This is a genomic window from Bradyrhizobium pachyrhizi, from assembly GCF_001189245.1.
Lineage (GTDB): Bacteria > Pseudomonadota > Alphaproteobacteria > Rhizobiales > Xanthobacteraceae > Bradyrhizobium > Bradyrhizobium pachyrhizi.
The window spans coordinates 11173-27093 of sequence record NZ_LFIQ01000097.1; the positions used below are offsets into that span (position 1 = coordinate 11173).

A 15921-nucleotide genomic window follows, 5' to 3' on the forward strand; every position below is an offset into this window, starting at 1 on the left:
GGGCGCGAAGCATGGCAGACTCGGGCCAATGAGTGATTTGCCTGATGAGCTGCCGAGCGATCCAGCCGAGTTGCGTGCCTTTGCCGCGGCGCTGCTCGATCGCTGTGCCAGGCTCGAGCGGTTGCTCTCGTCGCGCATGTGATCGACGCCAAGTATCATTGGCATTTGCCGCTCTACCGCCAGGCGCAGATGCTGGCGACGCACGGTATCGCCATCGACCGTTCCACACTCGCCTTCTGGGTCGGCTATGCCGCCCAGGAATTGAAGCCCTTGTGGTGCCGTCTGCGCGAGCTTCTGCTCGCCTCCTCGAAGCTCTGTGTCGATGAGACGCCGGCACCGGTGCTGGATCCGGGGCGCGGCAGGACCAAAACCGGCTACTTCTGGGCGCTCTCGCGCGATGACAGGCCTTGGGCCGGCCCTGATCCGCCCGGGGTGCTCGATGCCTATGCACCGGGCCGTGGAGCGATCCATGGCTTGAGGTTGCTCGAAGGCTATCGCGGCATCATCCACTGCGATGGCTATCAGGCTTACAAGACCATGACCCGAGAGACGCGTGCGGACGCCCTGTCCGGGACGCTCGCCTTCTGCTGGTCGCATCTACGGCGCCAGTTTGTGAAGATCGAGCGCGAGACGGCTCCAGCGCCAGCTCCGGTTGCCCGCGAGGCCCTCAAGCGCATCGCCCAACTCTGCGCGGTCGAGAAAGCCCTCCGCGGCCGATCTGCTGCTGAGCGTCGCGCGGGCCGACAAGCGCATGCCCGGCCTCTGGCTGCAGCCTTGAAGCAGCGGTTTGAGGCAACGCTTGATCACCTTGCGGGGGGAAGAGCGACACGGCGAAGGCTTTGCGTTATGCGCTGCGCCATTGGGACGGTCTGACGCTCTACCTTGATGATGGGCGTATCGAGATGGACACGAATGCGGTCGAGCGTGCGATGCGGCCGATCAAGCTCAACGCCAAGAACTCCCTTTTTGCCGGTTGCGACGAGGGGGCCGAGAGTTGGGCAGTCCTGGCTTCGCTGATCGAGACCCGCCTATGCCGAGTGCGGCATAGACAGGTTTATGCCGCCCGCCGAACTATGCCGAGTCGGGTCGTTTTCCCCAGATTTCTCGCTGACCGGCGTTTGGCCGGTTCGGCATAGTTCGTTCTGTGCCTCCGCTTTCAACAACGGAGAACAGGAAGATGGAAGTTGAAGAGTACTTGGGCAGAAGCCGGCTGTACCGGCGTCTCAGACGGGGGCCGCACGGACAGCTCGTCGAGCGCTACGCCGCTCGTCTCGTCGGAGAGAGGCTCGTTCGGCACGGCGCGTGGCGTTGCCTCAACGTGGTTGGCGGGCTCCTGAGTTGGATCGCGGGCCGTCGCTACAAGCTGGTCGATCTCAATGAGCAGGTCGTTGAGCGGTACCTCCGACATCGAGGCAAGAGGCGGTCTATCCAACCCGGTGACCGGGCCGCGCTCAAGCGATGGCTGTCGGTGCTGCGCGGGGAAGGCGCGATCACGCAGTTGGTGCTGCCGCCTCTCACCCCGCACGAACGGATCTTCAAGGAGTTCGATGCCTACCTGCGATCAGAGCGCGGCTTGGCCCCGAGGTCCATCGTCCGCCATCTCCCGGTCATCCGCAGGTTCCTGCACGAGGTGTGCTCCGGCGGCGCCGGCGCCCTGTGCAAGATCAGCCAAGAGGACGTGATCCGCTACGTTGAGCGCCACGCCCAGGATTGGAGTCCGGGAACAGGCAAGGCGATGTGCTGGTCGTTGCGTGCCTTTCTCCGTTACCTCCACCATCGGGGACTGAACCCGCGCCCGTTGGCGGATTGCATTCCATCGATGCGCCGATGGAAGCTCGCAACTCTGCCGACCTATCTGCCTGCCGCTCAGGTGCAGAAGGCTCTCGACGGTTGCGACCGAGCGACGGTGATGGGACGGCGCGACTTTGCCATTCTGTTGTTGCTGGCCAAGCTCGGCCTGCGGGCCGACGAGGTTACGACGCTCACCCTCGACGATATCGACTGGCGCGCCAGCGAGATACTCGTTCGCGCCAAGGGCCGACAGCGTGCACAGATGCCGATACCGCCAGACATTGGCGCGGCCATCGTTGCATATCTGCGCAATGGCCGCCCAAAGTCGTCGTGCCGACGGCTGTTCGTCCGCACACTCGCGCCACACGTCGGCTTTGCTTCCGGATGCGCGATCACCATGATCGCCAAGGCCGCCCTTGATCGCGTTGGAATCGAAGGTTGCGCCCATCGCGGCGCCCATATCTTCCGACACAGTCTTGCTACCGAGCTTCTCCGATCTGGCGCGACCTTGTCGGAGATCGGACAGTTGCTGCGGCACGAGAACCACGACACCACCCGGATCTACGCGAAGGTCGACATCGATGCGCTGAGAGCATTGAGCCTGCCCTGGCCGGGAGGCGTGCAATGACCGATCTGCGCTCCGCACTCGATAAGTACCTGAGCATGCGCAAGGGGTTTGGATACAAGTACGAGCACCAGACCCGTCGGCTCGCCGACTTCGTCGCCTTCATGGAGAAGCGCAAAGCCAGGATCATCACGACGAAGCTGGCAATGGAATGGGCAACGCTGCCGCCGGATCGTCATGCATCCTGGGCGCTGCGATTGAGCGACGTGCGCGGGTTCGCGCGCCATGTCGCCAACTTCGATCCGAGAACGGAGGTGCCGCCCGTCGGCATGCTGCCGGGATGGAACCGCGCCAAGCCCTATGTCTACAGCGACGCGGAGATCGATGCGTTGCTGACGGCAGCGCTGGCTCTGCCGCCAGCGGACGGGCTGCGCCGATGGACCTACCATACCCTGTTCGGGCTGATCGCGGTGACGGGCATGCGTATCTCCGAGGCGATGGGCCTGGAGCGTGATGACGTCGACCTCGACGCCGGCGTGCTGACGGTCCGGCTGACCAAGTTCGGCAAGTCGCGGCTCGTGCCATTGCATCCGACGACGAGAACCGCGCTGCGCGACTACGCCCACCGGCGCGATGCGCTGCTCGGATCACGCTGCGGCTCGACCTTCTTCGTTGCCGAACAGGGAGGCCGCTTGCTGCACCAGTACGTTTATCGCGTCTTCTGGCGATTGTCCCGAGAGATCGGGCTGCGGCGCCCAGGTGATCGTACCGGGCCACGCGTGCACGACTTCCGTCATCGCTTCGCCATCCGGACGCTGCTCGACTGGTATCGCGAAGGCAAGGACGTCGAGCAACAACTCCCAGTGCTCTCCACTTACCTCGGCCACGCCTGCGTGCGCGATACCTACTGGTATCTCTCGGCCTGCCCCGAGTTGATGGAAGAAGCGGCGCGGCGTCTCGATCGGCGATGGGAGGTGACGCCATGAAGCCCGCCTGCAATGTCGCCACGTTGATCGAGCGCTTCTTCACCGAGCGCCTCATGCGCCAGCGCAATGTTAGCGGCAACACGATCGCCTCCTACAGGGACACGTTCCGGCTGCTGTTCATGTTCGCACAGGTGCGGCTGCGGAAGTCCCCATCGGCCCTGACGCTCGCCGATCTGGATGCAACGTTTATCGGTGCGTTCCTCACCGATCTCGAGGTAAAGCGCGGTGCCAGCGCGAAGACGCGTAACCTGCGTCTGACCGCCATCAGATCCTTCTTCAGGTTCGTGTCCTTCGAGGAACCGGCACACAGTGCGCTGATCCAGCGCGTGCTCGCCATACCGAGCAAGCGCCACGACAAGCGACAGGTGCACTTCCTGACGCGCCCCGAGATCGAGGCGGTTCTCGCCGCGCCCGATCGAACGACGTGGCTTGGCCGCCGCGATCACACCTTGCTGCTGGTCGCGGCCCAGACGGGCTTGCGCCTCTCAGAGCTCACTGGCCTTGACCGGGATGCCGTCCACCTCGGGTCTGGTGCACACGTACGATGCGTCGGTAAAGGGCGGAAGGAGCGGACCACTCCGCTGACCACACTCGCTCGGTGTGCGCTCCAGGCATGGCTCAAGGAACCGTTGCGGAAAGGAGCAGCAGCGTTGTTCCCAAACGTGCACGGGTGCCGGCTCAGTGCCGACAGCGTCCAGTCCCTGCTGGGAAAGCATGTTCGTGTCGCTCACAAGAGTTGCCCGTCTTTGAAGGCCAAGAGCGTGTCGCCGCACGTGCTGAGGCACAGCGCTGCGATGGAACTGCTGCAAGCCGGCGTCGACTGCTCCGTGATCGCGCTGTGGCTCGGTCATGAATCGGTCGAGACGACGCAGACGTACCTGCACGCCCACCTCGCCCTCAAGGAAGCTGCCCTGGCGAAGCTCAAGCCGTACGAGCGCGGCAAGCGAATCCGCTTCCAGCCGAACGACCGCCTGCTCGCCTTCCTCGAGGCGCTCTGAACGACCAGACTATGCCGAATGGAATGGGGCTGCCCTGCACGCGATCGACGCGCGCCAGCGTGACAACGGCATGCCATACCAAATCCGTTCGGCATAGTTCGGCGGGCGGCATAAACATGCAAGCTTAATGGCGTGAGTGCCGAGTTCTGGCTGGCCGACGTCCTCGCAAAGCTCGTCAATGGTTGGCCTGCGGCGCGACTGGATGAGCTGCTTCCCTGGGCATCGACTTACGCGATGTGTGCGCGGGATCCGGAGCTGGCGGCATGAGCCTCAACACGACCGCTGTCCGGATCAAGGTGACCCTCAAGGACGTGAAACCGGAGGTGATGCTACGCCTCGTCGTACCGCTGACCCTGCGTCTCGATCGGCTGCATCTGACGCTTCAGGCGGCGTTTGGCTGGACGAATAGCCATCTCTTCGAGTTCCACGCTGGCGAAGGACATTGGGGTATCCCTGATCCCGATGGTGATTTTGGCCCTCAGCCCGTCGATGCCCGCAAGGCGCGGCTCTACGATATCGTTCGCGAGATCGGCGCCAAAACGATCCACTATCTCTATGACTTCGGCGACGGCTGGGATCATGTGATCAAGCTCGAAAAATGGTTCGACGACACGCCGACGGACGGTCTTCCGCTATTGCTCGATGCCATCGGCCGCTGCCCTCCGGAGGATGTCGGCGGGCCGACCGGCTATACCGACTACCTTGAGGCCATTAGCGATCCCACTCGTCCGGAGCACGAAAATATGCGTCTCTGGGGTCCCGAGCGGTTCGATCCGAAGGTCATCGATCGGACGGCGCTCGGCGCCGCCGTCAACGCATTATCGGAAAAGTGGATGCCTCGCCGGCACAAGCTGCGATCAAAGTAGACGTCAAGCGCCAATCAAAAGGGCCGCAGAGCTACGCTTACGTTCGAAGAGCTGGAAGCCGACGCCACTGAAGACGAACTAGCGGCGGAACATACCGTGGCTAAGACGACGACGGTGCGCGGATTTACGCCCAGTCGCTGTGAACGCCAGACCTCAAGGGCGACGGGTCCACACCGTTGCTCACGGAAGGTCTGGATAGAAGGCGGGCAGCCAAGGGCAATAGCAAACATCCTCCCGCGCCCCGGACACAGAGCCGGACCAGCGCGTCGACGAGGCTGGACGCTATATGACATGAACTGGCAAGACGGAATAGGAAGACACGGTTCACGGCGCTGATGCATCACGTGACGCGCGAATTGCTGACGGAAAGCTTCAGGCAACTTCGCTCGTCGAGCCCTTCCTCGTAGTCGCGCCATGTCAGCCCGTCGACGCCGGGCGCCGCAGAGCGCTTCATTTATCTACACTACGTCTTCGACCTCTGGATCCACCAGCGGCGAAGCAAAACGGCGAAAGAGGATGTCATCGTCGTCCGGTATGCAGACGACAGCGTCGTGGGCTTCCAAACAAAGTCCGAGGCCCTACGCTTTCTCGACGCACTGCGTGAGCGGATGGCGACGTTCGGTCTCTCGCTGAATGAGGAGAAGACGCGGATTCTGGAATTTGGACAGTTCGCGATCGAGCGCCGCGGACGCCGGCGGCAACGCCGCCCGGAAACGTTCGACTTCCTCGGGTTCACGTACATCTGCGCTGTGACCCGAATGAATCCACACTTCACAATCCCGCGCGTGACAATCGCCTCTATCATGCGGGCGACGCCGAGGGCGGTACGACACGGCCTGATGAAACGCCACCATGCTCCTATCGCTGAGATCGGCGCCTGGCTCCGTCGCGTGGTGCAGGGTACCTGAACTACCACGCGATACCCGGGAACCTGAAACGGCTCGGTACGTTCCGCGCCGAGGTCTGCCGGGCATGGCTGCGCTCGCTTCGCCGACGCAGCCAGCGCTCTCGCATGACCTGGGATCGGTTCCGGCGTTACGTTGGGCGATGCGTCCCGAAAGTCCGCGCCTGTCATCCGCATTTCAATCCACGGTACGCGTCATGCCCAAAGGCAGGAGCAGTATGCGGTAGCTCCGCACGTACGGATCTGGGCGGGGCGCTGGGAAACCAGCGTCCCTACCGCGACCTCTATTTCACGCTCACATGCGATCTCGTTCGAGTACTACCGCTCACGGTCTTTATAGACGTCAACTTGCTCGTTAGTTGGGTTCTCATTCTGAAGAGCTCGGCCGAACGCGCAGAACGACAGCATCAGGTTGGCTGCTCTCGTGATTGCAGAGATATTGGCTAGACATCGCTCGCTGCGAGCGTAATCGCAAACTAACTTTATTGAGGGCGCAACCGCGAACTTGATCCGGCTGAATGCCGGCAGATCAGACGAGCCAGCGTACACTTCAATACGCGGCGACAACGGTCGTCTTATGTCGTCCGAATAGTCGTCCATTGTGAGCACCCCTGCCGGGGGTGACTCTTCTAACGGTGCTCCCAAGACTGCGCACAAACAATCTGAAGGGCCTCGGCGCCACGCTTACCTTCGAACGTCAACGCCAACTGCTCTATCAGCCGCGCCGAACGCTCCGACCGTTGCCCATAGATCTGATGCTTCAGCTTGGCGATCTGCAGTTGCTGCCGAGCGTTCAGAGTCTCGAGGCGTGGCAATCGCGACCTGCGCGTTCTATTCGTGCAGGCGGCATGGGTTGTGCTGGTCAGGATAAAGAACTGGGAACGTTACGGGTTCACATCCTGGATCGAAGCCGCCAAGAAGCGGTTGCACCACAACGTGCTCGCAATCGCGCTCGCCAACAAACTTGCTCGCATCGCCTGGGCGGTGTTGGCCAAAGGACGCGCCTTCGAGCTGACGAGGATCAACGATGCAGACGTCCGATCCGCCTGATCCTCGCGCCGTGCTCGGCGCTGTCAAGGCGCAGCCTGGCGACACCCAGCCAGCCGTAAGCCAAGGGCGACGGCCGGCCTTGATCGCCCCTGCGCGCGACGCGATCGACGTTCTGCGGGCCGGGACGAAGGAACGGCCCTTTGGTCCGAACAAAGGATCTACGCGATATCAGGAGCAGGCGATGACATAGCCTCATCAACAGTCTCCAGCCGAGGTCTGCGAAGACAAGACCAATGGAGGATCGGTCTTCCGAGCGCGTGCGAATACTGGTGACCTTAATGGCCCGTTCGAGGCCTGTAGACTAATCAGAACGCGCGCGCGCTGATATCCATGATTTCCCGGAGCACAACGCTCCAATCAGAGGCCGGATACATTGATGCAAGACCGCCGCCGCCAATTCGACGAATCTTCTCGCAACGCACGGCCGGACCATACATAAGGTCACATGCTTCGCGAGATATTCCCCTCTAACGAGACGGTCCTCGTCGGAGGCGCGTACACCGCATGGAATGCGCCGACTGTTTCTCGGAGATGAATAACGTGCCGGCGCGCTCGCGCCAATTTGATGAAAGCATTAGAGCTAATTCCTTTCGACCACGCCGAGTGGCCGATCCGAACCACTCGTTTGCGCCAACGCCGCGCGACGCAAAGACAAAATCGCTGCGCGTGATAACTATTCATGAAGACGCTATTCAGCAGCTTGCGGGTCGTGCCAAATTGATCATTCACGGATGGCGAAAACTGGAGCGGTGCTGATCGACTTAGGATTTGATCGTATTCCCGACAGCAGGTTCGACAGGGATGAAATATTCACACTCATCTATGTTGCGAACAGCGCACGAGGCGTCGAGATCAGGCCTCGTACCGAGGTAGTATGCAGTAATTGCGGAGCGCAACCTACTAGTCCGACTCTGCTCCTGCGACGAAGCACCGTCTTGGTAGGTGCCGAGAGGTCCCGGGGGAGACACAGGCTTTTGATCGCACCCTCCGACCGTATGCTAAACAGCGTCGTCAATCAAAACATCGATAGCCCCTCTCGACTCCGCGTCTCGCACACTGAAATCGGGCAATCAGCGCTTCCTCTGACCGCCGCATCAGTTGACAAATCGAACTGCGCACCATGCTGAGGGCACTTCACCAGCCTGTCATCGAACCAGCCGTTTGTCGGGTCGCGTGGATCGACCTGGACAGGATGTTGTTCCGAGACGAGAGGGTGCAGCGTCCCGAACTCGAGGTAGGCAGTTCAAAGCCGTGCTTTTCAGCCTCCACCGCTACGGATTAGGCACGGTAGAGCTTGTGAGGTGTTCGGCTGAGTATCTCCGTGCCGCGCTCCGTTACGAGGACGTGCTCGCTGCATCCAAATATGTAGCCGCTGTCTCCCCAGAGATGGATTGGCATGTGAAACGTCATGCCGGGCTCAAGGATATACTTAGAACCCGGTTCCAAGCTGATATTGCCGCGATAACCCGACCACTGAGGGGCAGTTGTATAGCCGACGCGAGAACGAGAGGCGTGCAGGCATCCGGCTCGCTCAAGAACCTTGCGGGCGGCAGCATCCACTGATCCAGCCGTCACACCAGGCTTCATCGCAGCAATCGCGGCCTCAAGAACCTCTTCTGCGAGGGCGTGGAGAGCTTCGGTCTCGGGATGCCGACCAAGCACGGCGCCACGGCACACGCCTGCGGCATAGCCGCACTTCGCGGCGCCACCTTCAAACAGTGCAGGCTCATTGTTTCTGATTGGATGCTGCGTCGGGACGCCGTGTGGGAGCTTGTTGCGTTCGCCGAAAGCGAGAACGGGCATTACAAGCCTGCCACCCGCCTCGTTGACCTTCTCACTAAGGATTATAGCCATTTCCGTTTCGGTTATTCCGTCCCGAAGGGAACGCTGAAGCGTTTCTATGGCCAGGTCGGTGATGGCCATGGCGCTCCGCATAAGCTCAAGTTCCAACGGCCCCTTCACGGCCTTAGCTAAACGGACCACATCGGTTGCGTCTGTGACTTTCATTTCTGGAAGTTGCGCCTGAATAGCGCTTACATCTGCTGGTGCGAGACCCCAGGCGTCGAGCTCAAAGCCTACGTTTTTTGCCTTCAGTCCGTACTGTCGAAGAACATCGGCGGTTAACTTAGCGAAGTCAGGCCGGTGCATATAGGAAACGATCTGGTCGATACAGCTGCTCGCACGTACCGCAACCTCATCGTACGATCGGACAACAAAGGTTGGCGCCCGCCCAGGCATGAGAATTAGGGGAAAAGGCGCGAAGTAGTTTCCCCCTTGTGGATCGTATCCGGTGAGGTATTGCAGGTGTGTATTGGCGGTAACCACGAGCGCGTCGATCTCGGCGCGTTCCACTGCCTCCAGCACCTTCTGGTGGCGCCGCTCGTACTCTGACCTTGGAAACGGGACACCGGTTTGAGGAATCGTTGGGGATGCCATAGCCAAAACTCACTCCTGTCGCAGTTATCGTTCTTCACCGTGCCTCCTCGACAGTTCAGATATCGGGAAGTCGATCTAGCGAAAATCATAAACACCTTAGCGCGAGCTAACGTCGGTTTTCTCTAAAAGAAGCTCTAGAACGGCCGAAATTCTGCATCCAATCGCACGCGAGCGCGAACGATCCATATACGGATCTAACGAACCTCAATGCAGCCGACGCGGGATGAGCTTCAAAGCACGCTCCGTCAGGCGATCGGGACGCCCCTGGGATGATCAGTCCACACATTAGGACGTCGTCCGGGGCACACAAATCGGAACCGCAAGCAAATTGATCATCGGTTCGGACTTGTTGGAGAACCACAACTTGGCGGCAAAGGCATTTCTGAAATCGAATCGCTGGAACAGGCGCCAAACGGAGTCGCCGCCGCAGAAGAAAGAACCCGAGCGGGTTAACTCTGGACCGCGTCGACGTCGATAACTCATAGCGCTTGTGACCGCTAAGGACTGCGCTACGCATGCTTTTGCAGACTGCGATACGACAGCCTCCAGACTGGAGAACGGTGTCATCTCCGTCGCGCAAACTGGCTATCCGCTCCGCTGACACGAGCGCGGACGTCTTTGGCCTGCGGATAACCGAGCCTCGCGTCTTTGTCACATCAATGCCGCGCGAGCGCCGCACATACTCAACTTGGACATCCGAGTAGGGGCGATCGTGAACAGACACTTTCGAGAGTCTCATTCAGCGCCCGACCGCGATTTCCGATAATCTTTTATGCGGGAAACTTGATTCCTTGTTAGTGACTGCGCGCTCCGTCGAGCCTGCGGGCACAGAAAAGCTCCGCTTTTTCGCAATCGGCGCAGAATTCCCCCCAGAAGGCTGCACATTCCAGTGCAATTCTGCTGAAGCTTAGTATGTACTACGTGATGAAAACTCGTTCCACCCCTCATTTGGATAAACCCATGACCACGTCAACCCAACCCTCGCTCGGAGTACTTGATCTCGAACGCGGGCTGCCCCCCGGCGTCGCTCCGGCTTCTCAGGGGCTAGCGGGGTCGATGATAAATCCGGCAACCTACAATTTCCCAATCATTTTGGAAACTGTAGCAGGAGCTTGGTCTGACATTGTTATCCCCGGCGATCCGGCGCTCGAGCCGGCGTGCATCGCGGCCGCCCGGCGCTTGGTCGAGCGCGGCGCGGTCGTAATAAGCGCAAACTGCGGCTTTTTGATCAGGCACCAGGCGGCGGTGGCCGCTGCGGTCAATGTCCCCGTGGTGATGTCGAGCCTACTCCTGGTACCGAGCTTGCTTCACCAGTTGCCGCCCGCCGCCAAACTCGCAGTCTTGACAGCCGACTCGAGGCATTGTGGCAAAGATCTGCTTGGGGTCGACGATCCGATCGAACAGGCAAGAATCGTGATCGGCGGCATCGAAGGCGGCAGCTACTTGTCGCAAGCGTTGCAGCGTCCACTACCGCCGCCCGACGTCGCCGCTATCGAGACAGATGTCACCGCCTGTATCAAGCAAATTCGTGCCGCGCACCCGGAGATCGCGGCCGTTCTGTTCGAATGCACGGGGTTTCCGCTGGTGGCGCCGACGATCCGCCGCATCACAAACCTGCCCATCTACGACATCACCACCCTATGCAGTCTGACGCTGCAATCGGTTTGCTTGAGTTAGCTCCAACTCTCGAAGGTCAGTCCGATTCCGGCGACACCCGCCTTTCTTAAAAATAGAAAAGTACCGGACGAACACGCGCGGACGCTACCGTCTCCGTCCAAAGATCTTCATTTGGGATGAGGCCGCCTAGATCAATGGGCTCGACGAACGGCTCGATGATGATCTTGGTCCGCTCGCGGCCAAACATCTTGCTCCCGATCGGACGCCATTGCTTTCCGCAAGCTATGGATTCCTGTGCGCAGGGTCTTGTGGGCTGGTTTAGCCGGCATCGAGCTACGGCGCCATGGCAAGATAGAAAGGAGAAGATGAAACTCACCGCCGAAGCCAAAGGCACTTTCGCCATCGCGCCGACGCCGTTCCATGACGACGGGCGGATCGACGAGGGCTCGATCGACCGACTGATCGATTTCTACGAGGAGGTCGGCTGCGAGGGCGTAACTGTGCTCGGCATCATGGGCGAGGCGCCGAAACTCGATGCCGCGGAGGCCGAGCAGGTGGCGGTGCCCTTCGTTAAGCGCGCAAAGAAGATGCAGGTCATCGTCGGCATGTCCGCGCCGGGATTCGCTACCATGCGCGCGCTGGCGCGCGCCTCGATGGATGTGGGTGCGCCGGCGTGATGATCGCGCCGACACCGAATTTGCGGACCGACGATCAGATCGTCGGCTATTTCAAGCAGGCGGCCGAAGTGATCGGGCCCGATGTGCCCTGGGTGCTACAGGATTATCCCCTGACGCTCTCGGTGGTGTTCACCCCGGTAGTAATCCGCAAGATCGTCACCGACAATCCGAACTGCGTGATGCTCAAGCACGAGGACTGGCCGGGCCTGGAGAAGATCTCGACGCTGCGCAACTTCCAGAAGGAGGGCTCGCTACGGTCGCTCTCGATCCTCTGCGGCGGGCTGTTCCTCGATTTCGAGATGGAGCGCGGTGCCGACGGCGCGATGACCGGCTACGCCTTCCCCGAGCTACTGATCGAGGTCGTGCGGCTGTCCAAGGAGAGCAAGCGCGATGCCGCACAATCTCTTCGACGCGCATCTGCCGCTGATCCGCTACGAGCAGCAGCCCGGCGCCGGTCTTGCCGTGCGCAAGTATGTACTGCAGAAGCGCGGTATCATCGCCTCCAGTGCGCAGCGCAACCCGGGCGCGACGATCACGCCGGCGGCGAAGGCGGAGGTCGACTATCTCCTCTCGCGCGTGGCCCGCGTCGACAAACGCGCCAATCTCCAGCCGCAATCGAGGGCTGCAGGTTAGTTAGTGGCCGAGATCGCCGCATCACGCCCTGCTTTGACGATCCTCCTGCTGAGCGACGGTGATGGTTCCCATCATCAGATCGAGTCGACTCGGGCGCGCTGGTGTTTCCCGGCAGCAGTGTCGATGGCGGCGACAAGGAGATCGTCGCGCGGCCGGACCTGTATCCGGGCGGCGAGGGCCTGAGCGAGGCCGATCGCCACGATCCGCAAGACTTAACAGCGGCATCTACTCCAAGCGGACGATATTGCGCCCCGTCAGCAACACCAGCATTGCGTTGCGCATTGCAGGATCGCCGGGAAGTGTATCGGCGGAGGCGGCCATCGTACGCGCATTTAGCACAACATGCTCCGCGCCGTCACGCGAGCCAACGGGCTATCCACTCTTCCTAAGTTCAGGTCGGTAAGCCCGCAATCGCCATCGCCTTCTCGCCCCCCGAGCCAGTGGAGACATTCCAACTGACCTAGAACTTCGCGGCCGACAAGCGCATCACTCCAGCTCGCACCTTTGGCTAGCAGAACCGTCGCGCCTCGCACTTTTGGCTCAACGGAGAATGCAGCATCGAGAGGCCCGCCGCGATTTGCTCCGGCGCGAGCAGACGTCGAGCGTACCGCGAAAGGATGCTCCGACGAACAGTCGCTAATCCGGCGAGACTAACGCCTCTAACGCCTGTCTATGCACTTGGTGTGATCTCCAAAGCACCATCTCTTTCCAATCTGGCGCTTGCGGGTAGAAATGCCATTTGACGGCCTGGCGAATCTGACGCCCGAGCTCGGAGTCGACCTCGTCGGGCCGATACATGAACAACCAGAGGTCTTTGCGGAGGACGAGCCGTCCCCTCGGGGGCTGGTAGGTCCCAAACTCCGGGCCGACATATGTGTGGCGGTCGCCGAGAATTCGCTGCCAAAACGCATCTTGTGTGCCAGGAATGGAGACCGCAGAAGAAGTCCCTAGAACTGGCGAAGTCACCGAGTCGCCAAACATCTTAGCGGCGCGCTCATAGCCCTCCCGCCCCGACGAGAGCTCGCATTGCAACTCTCCATATCCATAAGGACCTAGCCCGGTGTGGTAATCGAGAATGAGGACTTGCTCGCGCGTCACCACGTCAAAGTCAGCCACGATCTGCTCGAGCGTTCGCCTCGTTTCCGTTGGTTCAGTTCCCCCATAAAACATGCCACCCGGCCGGGTGTATTGCCCACCCGAAAGCGCCAGCCGGAAGGCGAGCTCGCCATGAGTTTTCTGATAGGCCGCGAGCGCAGCCTCCGCGCAGCGAACCCCCTCCTCCGAAATATCAGCAGGAACGCAATATTCCGCCAACTCCTCGTGTCCAGGATTTTGAGGAAGCGGTTCGGCGAAATCGACAAAATTGCGGTTGAGGTCGACGCCCTCCGCCGTCACTCGGCGGTCCCAAGCAAACCCGTAACAATTGAGCGCATGGACAACAAGCACCGCTGTTGAAGGTGGCAGCACTTCGTGGAATTTGGCCTGCAAGAATAGAAGTTGCGCCGCGGACCCGCAATAGCCTTCCACACCATGCGTGCCAGAAATAAGGATCAGGAGGCGCTTGGCCTGTGCAGGACCGAAATAAGCGACATCGGCGAACAAATCGTCGCCGGATGGTCCTTTTGAGTTGCTCTTATAGGCTCGAGACGCCGGCGCAACTTCCAAAAATTTCTTACGTGCCTCCTGATAACCATCGGAGAAAACAATAGGCACACACTGCTTGGCGATGTCGAAATTCATTTCGATGGTCCTATGGCGGGTTGGCTTAATTATGGAAGCTGTTGATCTATTGATCGAGCGGCTGCGTATGATCCTAGCACTCTAGCCACACGCTCCAGTGACCGCACATCACCAAGAAAGCATGAATTCATGTTGAGGCGGACGCTTCCGAGTGTGACAATCTCCAGCAGAGTCCCACGTCGACGACTAAGCGACTTGTGCAGAAGCTTATACGTGCACTTCGCCCATTTTCTCCGATCTTACCCTCGAGGCGCAGCTTTTCCGCGATAAATCGCGGTTGCCACGGGAATTCACTACATTTCGCGCACCTCCGGTAGGGCTAACTTCGAAACGCGCGCGGAGAAGATCTGCAGGATTTTGCGCTGAGCGAGGCCGACGGCAACGCCTCGGACGTTGCGCGTCGCCCTCTCACGCTTGAGCGGGCTGCGCCGACATTGGATAACGGCAATTGGAGCTTCTGCTTCACCAAGGAGGAGGGCGAAGCATGACAATCCAGACACGGATCACTTCAATGGATCTGGACGTTACAACGGATCTGGACGCGTGACGGCGTAGTAGGGAATTGGCTAACTTCAGGGAGTATAGCGCGACAATCAGGATGAGACTTCATCCTGATCGCCGCCGCGCAGGGAGTCCGCCTTGTAATCCGCACTGCAGCGATTTGCGTCATCGAGACAGATGGCCTGCATGCAATCTCGCTGTTACTCGTTGTGGAACCGCGCTGCATGTTGGTCGATGCGGGCGGTGTGCGATGGCTGTTGGCTTTGACTCGGCCGTTCGTATGGGCGAAACAAATGCCGTGGACGACGCGACGCTCAGCACCCAAGCGAAAATGGGCACCATAACGTCACTATGACTAGCTAAGGCGTCTTGCGGAGTAGTTGCAACCCCGAGCGCTGGCCGCGGGTTGGTCTATCATTGCGAGGCCGAGATCGGCTCCAAGCAGTCGGAAACCCGCAAGGTGATGGAGCGCCGGCTTCTCAAGGCGATCATCAATCCGGCGATGATCCAGCGCCACCTCTTTCGTCTCTGTCGTAAGTGCCGGCAGGCGTGTCGCTGACGGCCATCACGTGTGAGCACGAGCACTTTCTGGCTAGAGGCAAATTCTCTCGGTCGATCGCTTCAAGCTCGCACGCAGAGATATTACCGTTCGAGCGGCGTGTCATGTCTTTCTGACGTCCCTAACAGCGCGGGCTTGTTGGAGCGATAGATCGCCAATTTTGAACCAATCGTCTTTGAATCGTCGACCAGCCCCTGGTCCCGCGATAGCCCACGATGACCTACTAAGCCGGCCCCCCTCCGTCTCTGGGAGAAGGTCGCCAAGGAATGGTGGGCCATTTCGATTTCAGCCATTCCATAGTTCCTGCATCACTCAGGGGACACGAGCAAAGTAGGGGAACCGATCTGGGCTTTGGAACGATTGAGGCTGCCACAACACGTCGATGCCAACTCGACGACGGCTAGCGAGGGTGCTTTCCGCAGCTCGCGTTCAGACTGCGCAGGAGATCATGATCGATTGTATATGTCTGAGCTAAGCAGCGACACCTCAAACCGGGAGTGCGTTGACCCCCCGTAGGCACCGGCGGTTCGCCAGCAGTAGGGGCGGGTCTGCGTGAACCGAACCGCCCCTATTCCGCAACACCTAACTAGACTGACGT

At 60.3% G+C, this 15921-nt stretch carries 8 protein-coding genes and 7 pseudogenes; 12 read left to right on the forward strand and 3 right to left on the reverse strand.

From position 1 onward, the window contains the following. Nucleotides 1-126: 126 nt before the first annotated feature. From tnpC to AKL29_RS24690, 7 genes and pseudogenes are all read left to right on the forward strand, one after another. Nucleotides 127-1025 (forward strand): annotated as a pseudogene (gene tnpC, locus AKL29_RS24660) (IS66 family transposase); the annotation flags it as partial. A gap of 152 nt (nucleotides 1026-1177) precedes the next feature. Beyond that, nucleotides 1178-2419, forward strand: coding sequence for a tyrosine-type recombinase/integrase (locus AKL29_RS24670; protein WP_050385959.1), 1242 nt, complete (start codon nucleotides 1178-1180; stop codon nucleotides 2417-2419). Next, on the forward strand, nucleotides 2416-3342 hold the full coding sequence (locus AKL29_RS24675; RefSeq protein ID WP_050385960.1) for a tyrosine-type recombinase/integrase: 927 nt from the start codon (nucleotides 2416-2418) through the stop codon (nucleotides 3340-3342). Before AKL29_RS24670 ends, AKL29_RS24675 begins: the two co-directional genes overlap by 4 nt. Continuing rightward, complete coding sequence (locus AKL29_RS24680; protein WP_050385980.1) at nucleotides 3339-4340, forward strand: tyrosine-type recombinase/integrase; 1002 nt, start codon at nucleotides 3339-3341, stop codon at nucleotides 4338-4340. Before AKL29_RS24675 ends, AKL29_RS24680 begins: the two co-directional genes overlap by 4 nt. Before the next feature lie 114 nt (nucleotides 4341-4454). After that, nucleotides 4455-4607: pseudogene (locus AKL29_RS41060) on the forward strand (transposase domain-containing protein); the annotation flags it as partial. After that, complete coding sequence (locus AKL29_RS24685; protein ID WP_050385961.1) at nucleotides 4604-5206, forward strand: plasmid pRiA4b ORF-3 family protein; 603 nt, start codon at nucleotides 4604-4606, stop codon at nucleotides 5204-5206. The pseudogene AKL29_RS41060 and the gene AKL29_RS24685, both read left to right, overlap by 4 nt. Before the next feature lie 452 nt (nucleotides 5207-5658). After that, nucleotides 5659-6114, forward strand: a complete 456-nt coding sequence (locus tag AKL29_RS24690; RefSeq protein ID WP_082190700.1) for a reverse transcriptase domain-containing protein — start codon at nucleotides 5659-5661, stop codon at nucleotides 6112-6114. Between the two features lie 685 nt (nucleotides 6115-6799). Here the strand turns inward: AKL29_RS24690 and AKL29_RS41070 are convergent. Beyond that, a pseudogene (locus AKL29_RS41070) lies at nucleotides 6800-6913 on the reverse strand (IS66 family transposase); the annotation flags it as partial. On the opposite strand from AKL29_RS41070, the pseudogene AKL29_RS24700 reads away from it, so the two are divergent. Continuing rightward, nucleotides 6906-7160: pseudogene (locus AKL29_RS24700) on the forward strand (IS110 family transposase); the annotation flags it as partial. The pseudogenes AKL29_RS41070 and AKL29_RS24700 overlap by 8 nt on opposite strands. Before the next feature lie 1278 nt (nucleotides 7161-8438). Here AKL29_RS24700 and AKL29_RS24705 read toward each other — a convergent pair. Then, nucleotides 8439-9596 carry a M24 family metallopeptidase gene (locus tag AKL29_RS24705; RefSeq protein WP_050385965.1) on the reverse strand — a complete coding sequence of 386 codons (1158 nt, stop codon included), beginning with the start codon at nucleotides 9594-9596 and terminating at the stop codon, nucleotides 8439-8441. Nucleotides 9597-10556: 960 nt separating this feature from the next. On the opposite strand from AKL29_RS24705, the gene AKL29_RS43740 reads away from it, so the two are divergent. The 3 genes and pseudogenes from AKL29_RS43740 to AKL29_RS45475 form a co-directional block, all read left to right on the forward strand. Then, entirely contained in the window at nucleotides 10557-11273 is a 717-nt protein-coding gene (locus AKL29_RS43740) for an aspartate/glutamate racemase family protein (protein ID WP_193395248.1), read from the forward strand. 305 nt (nucleotides 11274-11578) lie between these two features. Continuing rightward, a pseudogene (locus AKL29_RS24715) lies at nucleotides 11579-12523 on the forward strand (dihydrodipicolinate synthase family protein). A gap of 3 nt (nucleotides 12524-12526) precedes the next feature. Further along, nucleotides 12527-12720: pseudogene (locus AKL29_RS45475) on the forward strand (NUDIX hydrolase); the annotation flags it as partial. A 439-nt stretch (nucleotides 12721-13159) separates the two neighbouring features. Here AKL29_RS45475 and AKL29_RS24720 read toward each other — a convergent pair. Continuing rightward, the gene (locus tag AKL29_RS24720; RefSeq protein WP_050385966.1) at nucleotides 13160-14263 is read right to left on the reverse strand and encodes a M14 family metallopeptidase; all 1104 of its coding nucleotides are present in this window, start codon (nucleotides 14261-14263) and stop codon (nucleotides 13160-13162) included. Between the two features lie 901 nt (nucleotides 14264-15164). Here AKL29_RS24720 and AKL29_RS41080 point away from each other — a divergent pair. Continuing rightward, nucleotides 15165-15272 (forward strand): annotated as a pseudogene (locus AKL29_RS41080) (HemJ family protein); the annotation flags it as partial. Nucleotides 15273-15921: the final 649 nt, after the last annotated feature.